The organism is Arthrobacter sp. L77, from assembly GCF_000816565.1.
Lineage (GTDB): Bacteria > Actinomycetota > Actinomycetes > Actinomycetales > Micrococcaceae > Arthrobacter_D > Arthrobacter_D antioxidans.
Window position 1 is genome coordinate 161,455 of the sequence record NZ_JWSU01000005.1, and the last position, 16,697, is coordinate 178,151.

The 16,697-nt window shown below is 71.9% G+C and carries 14 protein-coding genes; 13 read left to right on the top strand and 1 reads right to left on the bottom strand.

Going from position 1 to position 16,697, the window contains the following annotated elements; genetic code table 11:
• The first annotated feature begins 104 nt into the window (after positions 1-104).
• The 5 genes from RY94_RS08880 (at position 105) to RY94_RS08900 (ending at position 6,035) form a co-directional block, all read left to right on the top strand.
• The gene (locus tag RY94_RS08880) at positions 105-1,244 is read left to right on the top strand and encodes an acyl-CoA dehydrogenase (RefSeq protein WP_231554475.1); all 1,140 of its coding nucleotides are present in this window, start codon (positions 105-107) and stop codon (positions 1,242-1,244) included.
• Entirely contained in the window at positions 1,238-2,605 is a 1,368-nt protein-coding gene (locus RY94_RS08885) for a bifunctional PIG-L family deacetylase/class I SAM-dependent methyltransferase (protein ID WP_043444232.1), read from the top strand. The genes RY94_RS08880 and RY94_RS08885 overlap by 7 nt, the downstream gene beginning before the upstream one ends.
• A complete protein-coding gene (locus RY94_RS08890; protein ID WP_043444233.1) occupies positions 2,602-3,288 on the top strand; it encodes a glycosyltransferase in 687 nt (228 codons plus the stop codon). Before RY94_RS08885 ends, RY94_RS08890 begins: the two co-directional genes overlap by 4 nt.
• Before the next feature lie 115 nt (positions 3,289-3,403).
• Positions 3,404-4,630, top strand: coding sequence for a helix-turn-helix domain-containing protein (locus tag RY94_RS08895; RefSeq protein ID WP_197060630.1), 1,227 nt, complete (start codon positions 3,404-3,406; stop codon positions 4,628-4,630).
• Between the two features lie 223 nt (positions 4,631-4,853).
• The gene (locus RY94_RS08900) at positions 4,854-6,035 is read left to right on the top strand and encodes a ScyD/ScyE family protein (RefSeq protein WP_052274174.1); all 1,182 of its coding nucleotides are present in this window, start codon (positions 4,854-4,856) and stop codon (positions 6,033-6,035) included.
• 56 nt (positions 6,036-6,091) lie between these two features.
• Here RY94_RS08900 and RY94_RS08905 read toward each other — a convergent pair whose 3' ends face one another.
• A complete protein-coding gene (locus RY94_RS08905) occupies positions 6,092-6,577 on the bottom strand; it encodes a PGPGW domain-containing protein (RefSeq protein ID WP_082046197.1) in 486 nt (161 codons plus the stop codon).
• A gap of 179 nt (positions 6,578-6,756) precedes the next feature.
• Between RY94_RS08905 and RY94_RS08910 the strand changes: the two genes are divergently transcribed.
• The 8 genes from RY94_RS08910 (at position 6,757) to RY94_RS08945 (ending at position 16,693) form a co-directional block, all read left to right on the top strand.
• Entirely contained in the window at positions 6,757-7,017 is a 261-nt protein-coding gene (locus RY94_RS08910; protein WP_043444237.1) for a GlsB/YeaQ/YmgE family stress response membrane protein, read from the top strand.
• 167 nt (positions 7,018-7,184) lie between these two features.
• Complete coding sequence (locus RY94_RS17790; protein WP_043444239.1) at positions 7,185-8,375, top strand: LolA family protein; 1,191 nt, start codon at positions 7,185-7,187, stop codon at positions 8,373-8,375.
• Positions 8,376-8,421: 46 nt separating this feature from the next.
• The gene (locus tag RY94_RS08920; RefSeq protein WP_043444241.1) at positions 8,422-9,369 is read left to right on the top strand and encodes an ABC transporter ATP-binding protein; all 948 of its coding nucleotides are present in this window, start codon (positions 8,422-8,424) and stop codon (positions 9,367-9,369) included.
• Entirely contained in the window at positions 9,359-10,192 is an 834-nt protein-coding gene (locus tag RY94_RS08925) for an ABC transporter permease (protein WP_043444243.1), read from the top strand. Before RY94_RS08920 ends, RY94_RS08925 begins: the two co-directional genes overlap by 11 nt.
• A 102-nt stretch (positions 10,193-10,294) precedes the next feature.
• Positions 10,295-11,317: an extracellular solute-binding protein gene (locus RY94_RS08930; protein WP_043444245.1), complete on the top strand. Its 1,023-nt coding sequence runs from the start codon at positions 10,295-10,297 to the stop codon at positions 11,315-11,317.
• Positions 11,314-13,014, top strand: a complete 1,701-nt coding sequence (locus RY94_RS08935; RefSeq protein WP_052274175.1) for an ABC transporter permease — start codon at positions 11,314-11,316, stop codon at positions 13,012-13,014. The genes RY94_RS08930 and RY94_RS08935 overlap by 4 nt, the downstream gene beginning before the upstream one ends.
• Complete coding sequence (locus RY94_RS08940) at positions 13,011-14,156, top strand: ABC transporter ATP-binding protein (RefSeq protein ID WP_231554476.1); 1,146 nt, start codon at positions 13,011-13,013, stop codon at positions 14,154-14,156. The genes RY94_RS08935 and RY94_RS08940 overlap by 4 nt, the downstream gene beginning before the upstream one ends.
• Entirely contained in the window at positions 14,153-16,693 is a 2,541-nt protein-coding gene (locus RY94_RS08945) for an AMP-binding protein (RefSeq protein WP_043444247.1), read from the top strand. The genes RY94_RS08940 and RY94_RS08945 overlap by 4 nt, the downstream gene beginning before the upstream one ends.
• Positions 16,694-16,697 lie beyond the last annotated feature (4 nt).

Sequence of the window (16,697 nt, forward strand, 5' to 3'; positions counted from 1 at the left end):
CCTCGCGTCACCCGCGCGAGGTGACAGGGGCATCGGTGGCGCTCACGGCGTCAACCCCCGCGCTGGTGCGCAAGTGACTGCCGGGATCTCAGTAGACTGCGGATATGTTGCGCTCCGACGACCGATCCCCCGCAGTTCCGTCCCCGGAGCACACCGGGACCCGGACCAGCGGGCCCCAGCACAGCGCGCCCCGGCCCACCAACGCCGATCCGCTGGACTTCCTCGCCGACCGCGTCGATGCCGCGCGGGGCTCCCTCCCGCGCACCCTGGTCCTCGCCGGAGAGCTGGGCGCCGCGGTGCCCCTGCCGGGATCGGGCAGGACGGCCCTCACCTGGCAGCTGCTCACCACCCTCGCCGCCACGGACCTCACCGCGGCGCGCGTCGTCGAGCCCCACCTCGACGCCCTGGCCATCCTCGACCAGGCCGGGATGGGCCCACCCACCGGAGCGGCCGGATCCACCGGCCGGTACGACGGCGCCGGGACGTGGGGCGTGTTCGCGGCGGAGGGGCCCGGCGTCGCGCTCACGGCGTCGGAGGGGCCGGACGGCACCTGGACCCTCACGGGCACCAAACCCTGGTGTTCCCTCGCCGACCACCTCGACGCCGCGATCGTCACCGCCCACGTGCGCGAGGGGAGACGCCGGGCCTTCGCCGTGGATCTCCGCGCCGACGGCGTCACGCCGGAGCCCGCCGAGGCCTGGATCAGCCACGGCCTCGCGGCGGTGACCAGCTGCTCGGTGCGCTTCGACGCCGCCGTAGCCGTCCCGGTCGGGGACGCCGACTGGTACCTCACCCGCGACGGCTTCGCGTGGGGTGGGATCGGCGTCGCGGCCTGCTGGTTCGGGGGCGCCCTCGGCGTCGCCCGCACCCTCCTCGCAGCGTCCCGGCACCGCACCCCGGACCAGATCGCGCTCATGCACCTCGGCCGCGTGGACGCCGCCCTGCACGCCACCCGGACGGCACTCGCCGCAGCCGCGGACGCCGTCGACGACGGACGCGCCGGTGGACAGGACGGCGCCCTGCTCGCGGCCCGCGTGCGCTCCCTGGCCTTCGACTGCGCGGAACGGGTGCTCGAGGCAGCCGCCCACGGGCTCGGCCCGGCGCCCCTGGCGTTCGACGAGCGCCACGCCGCCCGCGTCGCCGACCTGCACCTCTACCTGCGGCAGCACCACGCGGAGCGCGACGACGCCTCGCTGGGCCGGCGCGTCCTCGAGGGGACGCCGCAGGACGGTGCGGCGTGGTGAGGTTCACGCACGACGGCGCGGGGACGCCGGAGAGCCACTGGCGCACCTGGGAGCAGGACCGCGCACCACGGGATCTCCAGGTCGAGGAGCTCTTCGACGGGCGGCTCCCCTCCCGGTTCGTCCTCCTGGCCGCGCACCCCGACGACGAGACGCTCGGCGCCGGAGGCCTGCTCTCCCGGCTCGCACGCGACGGCGTGCGGTGCGACGTCGTCGTCCTCAGCGACGGAGAGGCGTCCCACCCGTCCTCCCCCACCTACTCACCGCACCAGCTCGCCGAGCTGCGGCGCAGCGAGGTGACCACCGCCCTGCAGGTCCTGGCCCCGGCCGCCCGGCTCGTCTTCGAGGGCCTGCCCGACGGCGGGATCACGCCGGAGGACGTCACGGCGGTCCTGGCCCGCGAGCTCGCCGACGGCGAGACCGCCCGCACCCTGGTGGCCGCACCGTGGCGACACGACGGACACGCCGACCACGACGCCGTCGGTGCTGCCGCTGCGCGGTTCTGCGGCGACCGCGCCATCACGCTGCTCGAATACCCCATCTGGCTCTGGCACTGGGGAACGGCGGAGGAGCAGGCGGAGCAGCTCGCCGACCTGTCCCTGCACCACCTCGGCGCCGACGAGCACGCCCGCAAGGGCTCCGCCCTCGCCACCCACGTGTCCCAGACCCTGCCCCTCTCCGACGCGCCGGGCGACGAGGTCCTGCTGACACCCGGCGTCCTCGAGCACTTCGCCCGCAGCTTCGAGTCCTTCTTCGTCACCGGCGCGCCGTCCACCTTCGAGCGCCTGCACCGCGACCGGGCGGATCCGTGGGAGGTCGCCGAGCGGTTCTACGAGCAGCGCAAGCGCGCCCTGACCATCGCCGGCCTGCCGCGGCGCCGCTTCTGCCGGACCCTGGAGATCGGCTCCTCCGTCGGCGCCCTCACGAAGGACCTCGCCGCGGTGTCGGACAACCTGCTGGCGCTCGACACCAGCGAGACGGCGGTGCGCCGCACCAACGAGGCGGTCATCATGCACGCCGCCGCCGGCGCGCGGCTCGCCACCGTCCCGCGGGACTGGCCGCACGAGGACGGGCCCTTCGACCTGATCGTGCTCTCGGAGACCGGGTACTTCCTGTCCTCGGACCAGCTCGACGACGTCATCCGGCTCATCGGCGCATCGCTCGACGACGACGGCGTGCTGGTCCTGTGCCACTGGCGCCACCCCATCGAGGGCTGGGAGCTGGACGGGGACACCGTCCACGAGCGCGTCCGAGACCGGTCCGGCCTCACCACGCTCTCCCTGCACACCGAGGAGGACTTCCTCCTCGAGGTCCTCGTCCCCGCGCCCGCCGCCTCCGTCGCCCGGCGGGAGGGCCTGGTGTGATCCCCGGCCAGGTGGCGGTCGTCGTCCCCGCCCGCAACGAGGAGGAGCGGCTCGCCGCATGCCTCGCCTCGCTCGACGCCGCTCGGCTGCACCTCCTGCGCACCGTTCCGCGGATCCTCGTCTCCGTGACCGTGGTCCTCGACCGCTGCACCGACCGGTCGGCCGCGGAAGCACGCACGGTGCCGGGCATCTCCGTCATCGCGGGCAGCTTCGGCTCCGTGGGTGCGGCCCGGGACGCGGGCGCGAGGTTCGCGCTCGCCAAGTCCCGCAGCCTGCCCGTCCGCACCTGGATCGCGAACACCGACGCCGACACCACCGTGCCGCGCGACTGGCTCGTCCGGCACCACCGTCTCGGCAGCGACCACGATCTCGTCCTCGGCACGGTCCGGCCCACCCTGACCCCCGACAACGGCGAACGGTTCCGACTGTGGTCCGCCGCCTACGTGCCCGACGACGGACACCACCACGTCCACGGCGCGAACCTGGGCATCAGGGGAAGCACGTACCAGGAACTCGGCGGCTTCGGGCCGCTGGAGCAGGACGAGGACGTCGGCCTCGTGGAGCGGGCCAAGGCAGCCGGCGCACGGTGGACCGCCTCCGGGTCGCTGACCGTCACGACGTCGTCGCGGACGGTCGGCCGGGTCCCGGCGGGCTTCGCCACCTACCTCGGCCTGCTCGGCTGAAGGAAGTCGGCGGCGGTTTTCCGGATTGTCCGCGGCATCTGTTAGACAAGTGGAGTCACGGACAGGCCTTTGCATGGGGCGGGCCGCCGTGGCGTATTTCTGGGGGATGGACGACATGCGATTCGGGGACATGCTGCGCCAGGCGCGCACCGCTGCAGGGCTCACACAGGCGGAACTGGGAGACGGGGTCTACTCCCCCCATTTCATCTCGCTGCTCGAGCGCGGCCTGCGCCAGCCCACGCCCGAGATGGTGCAGCATCTCGCCGTGCGGCTCCGCATGGACCCCCTGACCCTGACCTGGTGGGTGGAACAGCCCCCCGCCGACGACCAGCCGGGCCTCACGTCCGCCATGTTCGCCGCGAACTACGCGCGCGACATGCATGACGACGCCCTGGCCGCATCCGAGGCGGAACACGCGGCGGGTATCGCCTACGAGCAGCGGAACGCCCCGGCCTGGTGGGACATGTCCATGCTCCAGGCACAATCCCTGATCAACCTGCGCCGGCTCGAGGAGGCGGAGAACGTCCTGCGGTCCATGGACAGGTCGTCGCTGATGGTCGCCACGCCCGAGCTGCAGTCGATCGTCCAGGGGCGGCTGTCCACCATCGCGCGGAGTGCAGGACGGCTGGCGGAAGGCGTGGAGCTTGCACGCCGGTCGGTGGAGCTCGCCGCCGAGCTCCCGGACCATGCCCCCACCCGTCTGCACGCGGCCTTCATCCTCATCGCCGCACTCTCGGTCAAGGGCGAACTGGACGAGGCGTGGGAGGTGGCGACGAACCTGGACATCACCGAGGGAGTATCGCCCGCTCCGTCGCTCCTCATCGCCCGGGGGGCCTGGGCGATCGGCAACGTCGCCTTCCGCCGCGGGGACTCGGAGGTCGGCGAGAAGTACTACGCGCTCGCGAGCGAGCTGCTGTTGCCTCAGGCGGACCTGCAGGCCTGGACGGAATTCCATTGCGCCAGCGCCATCTACAGGCTGCTCGCCGGCTTCGTGGACGACTCCGTGCGGGCCTCCATCGCCAACGCAGAACTCGGGCTCCAGCTCGTGGGCACCGACGTCCAGAGGCTGGAGCTCGCACTCGCGCAGGCCAAGCTCGCCCTGCTGACGGCGGACCTCGACACCGCCGAGGAGCTGCTGAAACGGCTGATCGACCAGCGCCACCTGCTCCACTTCGAGGCCGAGGCCGACCTCGAGGAGAGCCTCGGCCTGTACTACGTGGCACGAGAATCCCCCCGGCAGGCCGCCCACCATCTGGCCGCCGCTGCACGGCTGCACTCCGAGGCCGGGGCGGACGAGAAGGCCCGCGAGCTCACGGACCGGATCCGGGCGCTCTCCGACTGACCGGCCGAGCCACTCCCCGACGCCGCGCCCGGGTAGCCACCGGGCCATGCTTCAGGGTCGTAGGACCGTCGACACCGGCCCGGTGTGGTCCTACCATGGCAGGTGCGCGAATGCCCTTGGGCGTCAGGGCCGCGCTCGTCGGAAAGCGGCCCACCTGCCGCTTCTCGGTGCTGGGGCCGGTCACAGCGTCTCGTGATGAAACGCACCCCCTAGGACATCCATCATGCAGGGTAAGAACACGCCCATCGTGGCGGCGGCACTCGCCGTCGCCCTCCTGTCCACCGCCGGCGCCGCCACGGCGTCCCCCACGGTGACCATCTCCGCGCACCGCGGCGGATCAGTGACGGCCGGCGACACGACCGAGCTGGCCACCGGACTCGTCAGCCCGCTCCGCGTGGCCATCGGTCGGGACAACATCGCCTACGTCTCGCAGAACTTCGCGGGCAAGCTCACCAGCGTGGACCGCAACAAGACCATCGCCACGGTGCTCGATCGTCCCGGCATCGAGATCGGCGGCGTGTCCACCACCAAGGGCCGCGTGTACTACACCGAGAGTTCCGGCGGCCCCGGCAGTCCCGACCCGTTCGTCGCGAACGTCAGCGTCCTCGAGGACGGCGAGACGCGCGAACTCGCCGACTTCGCCGCGCTCGAGACCGAGAACAACTACGACCTCGACAGCGAGTACGGGTTCCAGGACCTCCCCGAGGAGTGCGCGGCCCAGCTCCCCAAGGATCTGCTCCCCTTCCTGCTCCCGCACGGAGGCGAGGTCTACTCGCACCCCTATGCGACGGCGGCGTCCCACTCGGGACGCTACGTGTATGTGGCGGACGCCGGGGCCAACGTCATCTGGACCGTGGACACGCGGCGCGGGACGGTCGACGCGACGGTCCTCGAGCCGGTGCCCACGCCGGTCACGCCTGAACTGCTCGTCTACCTCAAGGATCAGCAACAGATCGATCTGCCCGAGTGTGTCGTCGGCCTGACCTACAACTCCCAGCCCGTCCCCACGGACATCGAGTCCGGTCCGGACGATCTGCTGTACCTGACGTCGCTGCCCGGGGCTCCGGAGGATCCGACGCTCGGGTCGGTGCGCAGCTTCGATCCCAGGTCGGGAGACGTCGAGCTCGTCGTCTCCGGCCTGACCTCGCCCACCGGGCTGGCCTTCGACCGCCGCGGCAACCTGTTCGTCGCCGAGCTCTTCGCCGACAGGATCTCGATCATCGCGGCGGGATCCGACGAGGCGGTGCCCTTCCGTGAGGTCCCCCGGCCCGCCGATGTGGAGGTCGACGGCACATACCTCTACGCGACCACCAACGCGGTAGCGGGCAATCCCGAACCTGGCGCTCTTCCGACCGAGCCGCAGGGTGCCCTCGAGCGCACCCGGCTGGACTACGACAGGAGGTAGGAGGAACGACGGCGCCGCACCCGGTGGGGTGCGGCGCCGCGCTGTGCGTGACGCCGCTATCGGTGCCCGGGCCGGAAACGGCGGATGCTGTACACGATGAAGACGGCCGCGAGCACGCCCGACAGGGCGAGGCCCGGACCCACGCTCCAGCCGCCCGGGATCCACCACGTGGCGCTCACGGGCCACCACCCCGGGGCCGGGGGCTGAACGCCCCACAGGACCCCGAGCAGCACGAGCACCAGGGCGCCCGAGAAGCTGAAGACGATGTTGGGGGTGGTCTTCACCCCCTGCGCCGCACCGGCGAAGGCCTTCTCCTTCACCGGCCGGAGCCATCGCCGCGCCCACTCGTACTGCTGGGCCAGGACGGCGAGGCCCGCGACGAGCGCGAGCAGGCCCGGGCCCGGAAGGACGAGGGCGGCGAGGCCGACCAGCACCAGCAGCCAGCCCACCACCAGGCCGAGGACCCGATGGGCGCCCTGGGGCCTGGTCCGTCCGACGGAACTGGAGCCGTTCGACCTCCTCCGGTGCCTAGGTCGATGCATTCGAATTATTCAGTAAGCTTGGCATTCCTCTATGATGGACAGCGATCGATGCCGGCGGCAAGGACCACGGCTGCGCATCCCGGGCTTGCCATACCGCCCGGCGCATGGCCGGCAGACGGTCCCGATCGGCAGGACCACATACTTCCCGCGCAGCGCGGGTCCTCAGAAGGAGATTCATCGTGTTCGGATTCATCATCGCCGGTCTCATCATCGGCGCACTCGCTCGACTCATCAAGCCGGGCAAGCAGAACCTCGGCCTGGTGGCCACGCTCCTGCTGGGGATCGTCGGTTCCCTCATCGGCGGCACCATCGCGAGCTTCGTCGGGACCGGCCAGATCATGGAACTGAACGTGTTCGGTTTCATCGTCTCGGTCATCGCCGCCGTGCTCCTCATCGGCGTCGCCGAGAGCCTCTCGGGTCGCCGTCGCGTCACCCGCTGATTCCTCCCGGGCACGGACGAAGGGGCGGCTGCGGCCGCCCCTTTTTCGTGCCCGGCACGTGTCGGCCCGTCCGCTCGTTCACCCAGTACCCGTGCCCGCAGAACGTCCAGCTTGCGGGTGTAGCGTAGGTACCAGATGGGGCACAGATTCGTTCGGAAGGCTCAATCATGAACAAGAACTGGCGCTGGCTCCCCGCCGGCATCGTCCCGGTCGTCATCGTCACCGCAGCCGTGAGTGGTTCCGCGGTCGCCGAGGCCCAACCGCAGCTCCCCGCGAAGACCGCCCAGGAACTGCTCGAGTTCGTGGCCACGAGCACCGATGACGCATACTCCGGTACCGTCGAGCAGTCCTCGGATCTCGGCCTCCCCGACATCAGCATGGCGACCCCTCCGGGGGCCACCTCCGGTTCCGACCCCACCTCCACCGCGCTCGAACTCCTGACCGCCGACCACACCGCCCAGGTCTACGTCGACGGACCGGACCGGGCGCGTGTCCAGGTGCTCGACCAGCTGGCCCAGCGCGACGTCGTCGTCAACCAGGACGACGTCTGGTTCTACGACTCGAGCACCAACGAGGCCACGCACGCCGTCCTGCCCGACCGTGAGTCCGCGAAGGCGGAGGTCGAGGCGAAGCTGCAGGAGAAGGCCGCCGAATACCCCGAACTGCAGAACGTCCCCCGCACCCCGGCGGAGCTCGCCGAGGTGTTCCTCTCCACGATCGACCCGACCACCGAGGTGACCGTCGACGGCACCAGTCGCGTGGCCGGCCGCAGCGCGTACGAGCTGCTGCTGACCCCCGAGGACACCGCGACCCTCATCGGTTCCATCGCCATCGCCGTGGACTCCGAGACGGGCGTCCCGCTCAGCGTCACCGTCCAGGCCGAGGGCCAGGAGGACGCCGCGTTCCAGGCAGGGTTCAGCGCCGTCGACTTCAGCACCCCCGACGCCGACATCTTCGCGTTCACGCCGCCCGCCGACGCCACCGTCACCGAGGCCCCGGTGGATGACGCCAGGGCCCGCATGGAAGCGAAGGACGCACCCGTCGCAACGGACGAGCCCGTGGTCCTCGGCGAGGGCTGGAGCACCATCGTGGAACTGCCCGCCGGGACCGCCACGAAGCTCGGGGTCACCCCGGGCGGCGGCGAGGCCGCCGGGATGGGCGACATCATGGACATCAAGCCCGGCATGGACCCGCAGGAGGTCGCGGGAGCCCAGGCGATGCTGGACCAGGCTCTCACCGAGGTCGACGGCGGCAGCGCCCTGCAGACCTCACTGGTCTCGGTACTCGTCACCGACGACGGCCGCATCCTCGCGGGCGCCGTCGGCGTGGACCAGCTCGTCGCCGCAGCCCAGCGGTGACCGGCAGGAACCCCGCGGACCCCGCACAGCCGGTGCAGGTCCGCGGGTGAGTGGCGGCGGGCTCGCGATCGAGACGCGCGGACTGACCAAGGCGTTCGGCCGCCAGAAGGCCGTGAACAGTGTGGACCTCGCCGTCCCCCGCGGCACGGTGTTCGGCTTCCTCGGCCCCAACGGGTCCGGGAAGACCACCACCATCCGCGTGCTCCTCGGCCTCGCCGCGGCGTCGAGCGGCGAGGTGCGGCTGCTCGACGGCGCCATGCCGAAGGACGCGCGCACGGTCCTGCCGCGCGTCGGTGCCCTCGTCGAGGGTCCCGCCATCTACCCGTTCCTCTCCGGGCGGGCGAACCTGCAGCGCTTCGACGCCGCCGACCGCCACACCTCCCCCGCCACCCGGAACCGCCGCGTGGACGCCGCCCTCGAGCGCGTGGGGCTGAGCCACGCGGCGAAGAAGCGGGCACACGCCTACTCGCTCGGGATGAAGCAGCGCCTCGGCATCGCCAACGCGCTCCTCGCCCCCCGGGACCTGCTGATCCTCGACGAACCCACCAACGGCCTCGACCCGCAGGGCACCCGCGAGGTCCGCAGCCTCATCCGCTCCCTGTCCGAGGACGGCACCACCATCTTCGTCTCCAGCCACCTCCTCGCCGAGGTGGAGCAGATGTGCACCATGATCGCCGTCATGAGCGCGGGCAGGCTCGTGGCCCAGGGCTCCCTGGACGAGCTGAGGGACGGCGGCACCGTCCGGGTCCGCGTCACCACCCCCGATGTCACCGATGCCCGCCGGGTCCTCACCGGCCTCGGCCTCCGCCCCGAACCCCACGGGCGGGACGACGTCGTCGCCGCCGAACTGGCCGTCCCCGGGCTCCTGCCCGAGGCGGTCAACGCCGCCCTGGTCCGCGCCGACGTGCGGGTCCGCGGCTTCGAGGCCAGCGGCGCCTCGCTCGAGGACCGCTTCGTCGCACTCACCGGAGAGGGGTTCGACGTTGCCGGCTGACCGATCCCTGGGCCTCTCGCTCGTCCTGTCCGAGATCACCGTCCTGTTCCGGCGGCTGCGCACCTGGGCGATGATCGGCGCACTGGCGCTGATCCCCATCCTCATCGCCGTCGTCGTCCGGGTCTCCTCGGACGGCTCGGCCAGCGGACGCGGCCCCGCGTTCCTCGACAGCATCACCCAGAACGGCCTGTTCGTCTCGCTCACGGCGCTGACCGTGGCCATCCCGCTGTTCCTGCCGCTGACCATCGGCGTCGTCGCGGGAGACACGATCGCCGGCGAGGCCAACCTCGGCACGCTCCGCTACCTGCTCGTCGCCCCGGCCGGGCGCATCCGGCTGCTGCTCGTGAAGTACGCGGGGGCGGCGCTGTTCTGCCTCGTCGCGACCCTGACGGTCGTGGTCACCGGCGCGATCATCGGGGCGCTGCTGTTCCCCGTGGGCCCGGTGACGCTCCTGTCGGGGGACACCGTGGGCATTGCCGGCTACTTCGGCCGGCTGCTGCTGCTCGCGCTGTACGTCACGGTGTCGCTCATGGGGCTCAGCGCCATCGGGCTGTTCATCTCCACCCTGACCACCATCCCCGTCGGCGCGATGGCCGCGACCGCCGCCCTGGCCGCCGTCGCGCAGATCCTCGGAGCGCTCCCCCAGCTCGAATGGCTGCACCCCTGGCTGTTCACCAACTACTGGCTGGGCTTCGCCGACTTCCTGCGGCAGCCGATCGTGTGGAACAGCTTCCTCGACAACGCCCTGCTGCAGCTCGGCTACATCGCCGTGTTCGGGAGCCTCGCCTACGGGCGGTTCAGCACGAAGGACATCCTGAGCTGACGACCGGTCCACCGAATGGCCGCGCCGACTTAGTTTAGGCTACCCTTGCTTATAGAGGGCTGTGCTCTCCCGACGACTTCCCCCGCCTGAGATGAGACCCTGATGCACCCGCGCCCCCTGACGAAAACCCTCGTCGGCCTGACCGCCCTGACGTCGATCCTCACGGGCTGCAGCGCCATCGGCGGCGACTCGGCGGACCTCCAGATCTACTCGGCGCGACACTACGACCTCGAGGGTGCGTTCGGGCAGTTCACCGAGGAGACCGGCATCACCGTCGAGTTCATCACCGGTGACGACGCCGAACTCCTCGAGCGCCTCAAGGCCGAGGGAGACGACACCCCCGCGGACGTCTTCATGACGGTCGACGCCGGCAACCTCTGGAACGGCGCACGCCAGGGCGAACTCGCCGCGATCGACTCCCCCGTGCTCGACGAGGCCGTCCCCGAGGACCTGCGCGACGCCGAGGGCCGCTGGTACGGGCTCGCCCTGCGCGCCCGCACCGTCACCTACAACCCCACCGCCGTGGATCCCGCCGAGTTCGACGCGACCGAGACCTACGCGGGCCTCGCCGACCCGAAGTGGAAGGACCGCCTGTGCATGCGGGACGCCACCTCCGCCTACACGCAGTCCCTCGTGGCCAGCCTGATCGACCTCCACGGACGGGAGCAGGCCCTCGAGATCGTCGAGGGCTGGGTGGCCAACAACGTGGACATCCTGAGCAACGACATCCTGCTGCTCGAGGCGATCGACGCCGGCACCTGCGACGTCGGCATCAACAACCACTACTACCTGGCCCGGACCCTCGAGGAGAACCCCGACCTCGACGTGGACCTGTTCTGGGCGAGCCAGCAGGGCGCCGGCACGCATGTGAACATCTCCGGCGCGGGCGTGGTCGAGGGCTCGGACAATGCGGAGGACGCGCAGCAGCTCATCGAGTGGCTCGCCACCGACGGGCAGAACGCCTTCGTCGACGCCAACCACGAGTTCCCCGTCAACCCGACCGTCGAGCCCGAGCCGGTCATCGCCGCCTTCGGCGAGTTCACGCGCATGCCGCTCAACGCCGAGGCCTACGGGACGCTCAACGCCGACGCCGTCGACCTGCTCGCCGAGGCCGGATACAAGTGACGGACACGGCGGCGCTCGCCGAGCCGCGGCCGCCCCGCCGTCGTTACCGGACGTACGGCGTCGGCCGGCCGGCCTGGTCGACGCTCGTCGTCACGGTCGCCGTCGTCGTCGCCACGCCCGTCCTGGCGGTCGTCATCGACGGCCTCGGCAGCCTCGGCAGCACCGCCCCGCCGCGGGACCTCGTCCCCATGATCCTCACCACCATCGCCCTGATGCTGGGCGTCGGCGCGGGCGCACTGGTGGTGGGCGGCGGCCTGGCCTGGCTCGTGACCGCCTACCGCTTCCCGCTGCGGAACCTGCTGGTATGGCTGCTCGTCCTGCCGCTGGCCGTGCCGGCCTACGTCCTCGGGTTCATCTTCCTCTCCGTGTTCGACGTCGCCGGGCCCGTGCAGTCCCTCCTTCGGACCGTCTTCGGCACCGACGTGTGGGTGCCCGAGGTCCGCTCGCTGCCCGCCGCGATCCTCGTGATGACGCTGTCCCTCTACCCGTACGTCTACCTGATGGCGCGCTCGGCGCTGATCGAGCAGTCCTCCGGGACGTACGACGCCGCCCGCACCCTGGGATCCACCCGCGGGCAGGCCCTCCGGCGCGTGGTGCTGCCGCTCGCCCGGCCCTCCCTGGCCGCGGGACTGGCCCTGGTGATGATGGAGACGCTCACCGACTTCGCCACGGTGCAGTACTTCAATGTGCAGACCGTCTCGGTGGGTGTCTACCTCGTCTGGAAGGGAACGTTCGACTTCCACGCCGCGACGCAGCTCGCCGTCCTGGTCCTCCTGTTCGCCGTGGCCGTGCTGGCCGCCGAGCGGGCACTGCGGGGCCGCGCGCGCTACCACCAGCAGGGCGGACGCCGGCAGGGCTTCCAGCCGGAACGGCTGCGGGGCGCACGCGCCTGGGCCGCGACGGCGGTCTGCATGGCGGCCCTCTCCGCCGGGTTCCTCATCCCCGTGGCGCAGCTGCTGATCTGGGCGTTCGGGCAGATCATCACCGACGCGACCTTCCTCGCCGACCCGCGCTTCGCCGAGTACCTGGCCAACAGCCTCCTGGTGGCAGCGGTCACAGCCCTCGCGTGCGTCGCGATCTCCCTGGGCGTCGGCCACGCGATCCGGATGGGCGGAGGCCGGATCATCTCCTTCGCGGCGCAGCTGACCACGTTCGGGTACGCGGTGCCCGGCGCCGTCATCGGGATCGGTGTCCTGCTGTCCTTCGCCGCCCTCGACACCGCACTGGAGCGCGCCGGCGTGCCCGGGGGCACCGGGCTGATCGTCACCGGCTCGGTGGTCGGCATCCTCTACGCCTACGTGATCCGGTTCCTCGCCCCTGCCTACCAGTCCGTCAGCGCGAGCCTCGAGAAGATCAGCCCCACCGTCACGTCCTCCGCGCTGAGCCTCGGGGCCGGCCCGCGCCGCATCCTCCGCCGGGTGCATCTGCCCCTCGCGCGCCCCGGCGTGGCCGTCGCCCTCATGCTCGTGGTGATCGACGCCATCAAGGAACTGCCCATCGTGCTGCTCCTGCGGCCCTTCGGCTTCACCACGGCGTCCGTCTGGGTCTACGAGCTCGCCCGTGAGAACTTCTGGGAGAAGGCCTCCCTCCCGGCCCTCGTCATCGTGGCAGCGGCCATCATCCCCGTGTTCGTGCTCGTCCGCCAGACCCGCGGGCGCGAACTGCACGGGACCGCTTCCGGAAAGGAAGGACAGTGACGGCACAGATGCAGAGCGCGCCACCGGCCGATCCCGGCACGGCCGGGGCCCCTCCCGCCCTCACCCTCGAGGGGGTGACCAAGCGCTACGGCTCCGCCCGCGGCGTGGAGTCCCTGGACCTCTCCATCCCCGCGGGTGAACTCGTGACGCTGATCGGCCCCTCGGGGTGCGGCAAGTCCACGACGCTGCGGCTCGTGGCAGGCCTGGAACGGCCCGACGCCGGGCGGATCACCGTGGCCGGCGACGTCATCGCGGACAGGACCCGGTTCGTGAACCCGGAGAACCGCCGCGTAGGGCTCGTGTTCCAGGACCACGCACTCTTCCCGCACCTGACCGTCGCCCGGAACGTGGAGTTCGGGCTGGACCGCCTGCCGCGCAGCGAGCGCCGGAAGCGCGTCGGCGACCTCCTGGACCTCGTCCAGCTGCCCCATCTCGCGGAGCGGTACCCGCACGAGCTCTCCGGCGGCGAGCAGCAGCGCGTGGCCCTCGCCCGGGCGCTGGCGCCGCGTCCCGCCGTCGTCCTCCTGGACGAGCCGTTCTCCAGCCTCGACGAGTCGCTGCGCGGCCAGGTGCGCCGCGACACCGTGGCGGCGCTGCGGGAGACCGGCACCACCGGGGTGCTCGTCACGCACGACCAGACGGAGGCGCTGTCCGTGGGGACCCGCGTGGTCGTCATGCACAACGGCGTGATCGAACAGGCCGATGTGCCCGAGAAGGTCTTCGAGCAACCCGCCACGCGCTTCGTCGCCTCCTTCATGGGCGACGCCGATTTCCTGCCCGCCCACGTGCACCGCGCCCTGCTGACCTGCGAGATCGGCGTCGTGTCGACCGTTCCGGGGTGGGCGGACAGCGATGTGGACGTCGACGTCGTCCTCCGGCCCCACGAGGTGGCCCTGCGCCCGGACCCGGACGCCACCGCCCGCGTCTCGGCCGTGGAGTACCACGGCGCGTTCGTGCTGCACCACGTGACGCTCGCCTCGGGGCGGACCCTGCGGTCCTGGCAGCCCCACGACGTCCGCCACCCCGTCGGCACGCCGGTCATCGTGACCGTGGCCCCCGGCACCTCCCCCACGCTCCTCGTGGGCGACCGCGCCGTCACCACGCCGCCCCGCAACGCCCCGCGACCCCCCGCGGTCCCGTGAGCGTCGACCCGGACCTGTCCCAGGCCACGTTCACCGACCTCGCCCGCCACGGCGACCGGCCCGCGATCCTCACCGCCGACGGCGTGCTCTCGTACCGCGGGCTCGCGGCGCGGGTCGACGACGTCGTGGTGCGGCTCGGCACGGAGCGGCGGCTCGTCCTGCTGGCGGCCCGCAACGACACCGACACCCTCGTGGCCTACCTCGCGGCGGTCACGGCAGGCCACCCGCTGCTGCTCGTCCCGGCGGACAAGCCCGCCGCCATGGAGTCCCTCGTGGCGGCCTACGATCCCGACGTGGTGCTCCGGACCGGGGGCGGGTCCCTCGAGATCACCGAGCGCAGGCCCGGCACCCGGCACGCGCTCCACCCGGACCTCGCGCTCCTGGTCAGCACCTCGGGCTCCACGGGCTCCCCGAAACTGGTCCGGCTGTCCCGGACGAACCTCGAGGAGAACGCCCGGTCCATCGCCGGGTACCTGGGCATCGGCCCGGACGACCGCGCCGCCACCACCCTCCCGTTCTCCTACTGCTACGGCCTGTCCGTGATCAACAGCCATCTGGCCCGCGGGGCCGGGCTGGTGCTCACGGACCTGTCCGTCGTCGACCCCTGCTTCTGGGACGTCGTCCGCGAGCGCGGCGCCACCTCGTTCGCCGCCGTCCCCTACAGCTTCGACCTGCTGGACCGCGTGGGCTTCGCGGACATGGACCTGCCGAGCCTGCGCTACATCACCCAGGCCGGCGGGCGGCTCGCCCCGGAGAAGGTGCGGGCGTGGGCGGAGACCGGCCAGCGCCGGGGGTGGGACCTGTTCGTCATGTACGGGGCCACGGAGGCCACCGCACGGATGGCCTACCTCCCGCCGGATCTCGCGGCGGAGCACCCGGGGACCATCGGCGTACCCATTCCCGGCGGCTCCTTCCGCATCGACCCCGTGGACGGCCTGCCGCACGGGGAGCTGGTGTACTCCGGCCCGAACGTCATGCTCGGCTATGCCGAGGAGCCGGAGGATCTCGCGCTCGGCCGCGAGGTACACGAACTGCGGACCGGCGACCTCGCCCGGCGGCACCCGAACGGCCTCTACGAGGTGGTGGGCCGCCGCAGCCGCTTCGTGAAGATCGCCGGCCTGCGCGTGGACCTCGGACAAGTGGAGCGGATCCTCGCCGACCTGGGTGCGGTCGCCGCCGTCGCCGGGTCCGACGACGACGGCCTGGTGATCGCGGTCGAGGGCGAGCACGACGGCAGCATGCTCGCGAAGGTCCTCGCCGTCGAGCTCGGGCTGCCCCGGACCGCCGTCGGGCTGCACCTGGTGGAGCGCCTGCCCCGGCTCGGCACCGGCAAGATCGACTACCCCGCCGTCCTCCGCCTCGCGGCCCCTGCGCCGGCCGCGCCCGCCCCGGTCGAGCGTCCCGGCCGGGAAGGCCTCGCCGACGTCCCGCGTATCTTCGCGGAATGCCTCGACCGCCCGGACGTGCGCGACACGGACACGTTCGTCACGCTCGACGGCGATTCGCTCTCCTACGTGGCCCTGTCGGTCCGGCTGGAGGCGGCGCTCGGTCCGCTGCCCGCCGACTGGCACCTCCTGCCCGTCGGCGAGCTGGCCGGTCGCAGCACACCCCGGCGCCGCCGTCGCCTCGTGTCTTTCCTGGAGCCGTCGATCGTGCTGCGGGCCGTCGCCACCGTCTGCATCGTCGCGGCCCACGTGGAGCTGTTCACGTTCCACACCGCGCACCTGCTCTTCGTCATCGCCGGCTTCAACTTCGCGCGGTTCCAGCTCACCGGGACGCGATCCGCACGGCTGCGGCGCCACGCCAGGAGCCTCGCGAGGATCGTCGTCCCGTCCGTCGCGTTCATCGCGGTGGCCTACGTCCTCACAGACGACTACAGCCTGGCCAACATCTTCCTGCTCAACGGGATGGTGGGGCCGCAGGAGGTCACCAGCGAGTGGCACTTCTGGTTCGTCGAGATGCTCGTCTACGTGCTCGTCGCCGTCACGGCCCTGCTCGCCGTCCCCTGGCTGGACCGCCTCGAACGCCGCCTGCCGTTCGCGTTCGCCCTGGGGCTCCTCGCAGTCACGCTGCTCAGCCGGTACGACATCGTGGATCCCGGCCTGCCGAAGCCCCTGCCCGTGTTCTGGCTCTTCATGCTCGGGTGGGCGGTCGCACGCGCGGACGACACGCGCCGTCGCCTGCTGGTGTCCGTCCTCGCCGCGCTGACCGTGCCGGGCTCCTTCGACGACCCGCTGCGCGAGGTGACCATCGTGGTGGGACTGCTGCTCATCACGTGGGTGCCGGCGCTGCCCGTGCCCTCGGTCCTCCGCCGGGTGACGGGCTGGCTCGCCGCCGCGTCGCTGTACATCTACCTGACGCACTGGCTGGTCTACCCCGTGCTGATGCCCTTCGGGCCGGTCGTCGCGGTGGTCGGGTGCCTTCCCGTCGGGGTGGGCTACTGGGCGCTGTGCCGGTGGCTGCCGGCCGCCGTGGCGCGGTGGCGGATGCGTGCCGCGCGGCGGGACTCCGTGACGGCGGGCGTCTCCGGGGCCTGAGTCG

What these genes read in the sequence shown, in the direction of transcription:
- RY94_RS08880 (WP_231554475.1), top strand. Translation starts at nt 105, where the DNA reads ATGTTGCGCTCCGACGACCGATCCCCCGCAGTTCCGTCCCCGGAGCAC.
- RY94_RS08895 (WP_197060630.1), top strand. Translation starts at nt 3,404, where the DNA reads ATGCGATTCGGGGACATGCTGCGCCAGGCGCGCACCGCTGCAGGGCTC.
- RY94_RS08900 (WP_052274174.1), top strand. Translation starts at nt 4,854, where the DNA reads ATGCAGGGTAAGAACACGCCCATCGTGGCGGCGGCACTCGCCGTCGCC.
- RY94_RS08905 (WP_082046197.1), bottom strand. Translation starts at nt 6,577, where the DNA reads ATGCATCGACCTAGGCACCGGAGGAGGTCGAACGGCTCCAGTTCCGTC.
- RY94_RS17790 (WP_043444239.1), top strand. Translation starts at nt 7,185, where the DNA reads ATGAACAAGAACTGGCGCTGGCTCCCCGCCGGCATCGTCCCGGTCGTC.
- RY94_RS08930 (WP_043444245.1), top strand. Translation starts at nt 10,295, where the DNA reads ATGCACCCGCGCCCCCTGACGAAAACCCTCGTCGGCCTGACCGCCCTG.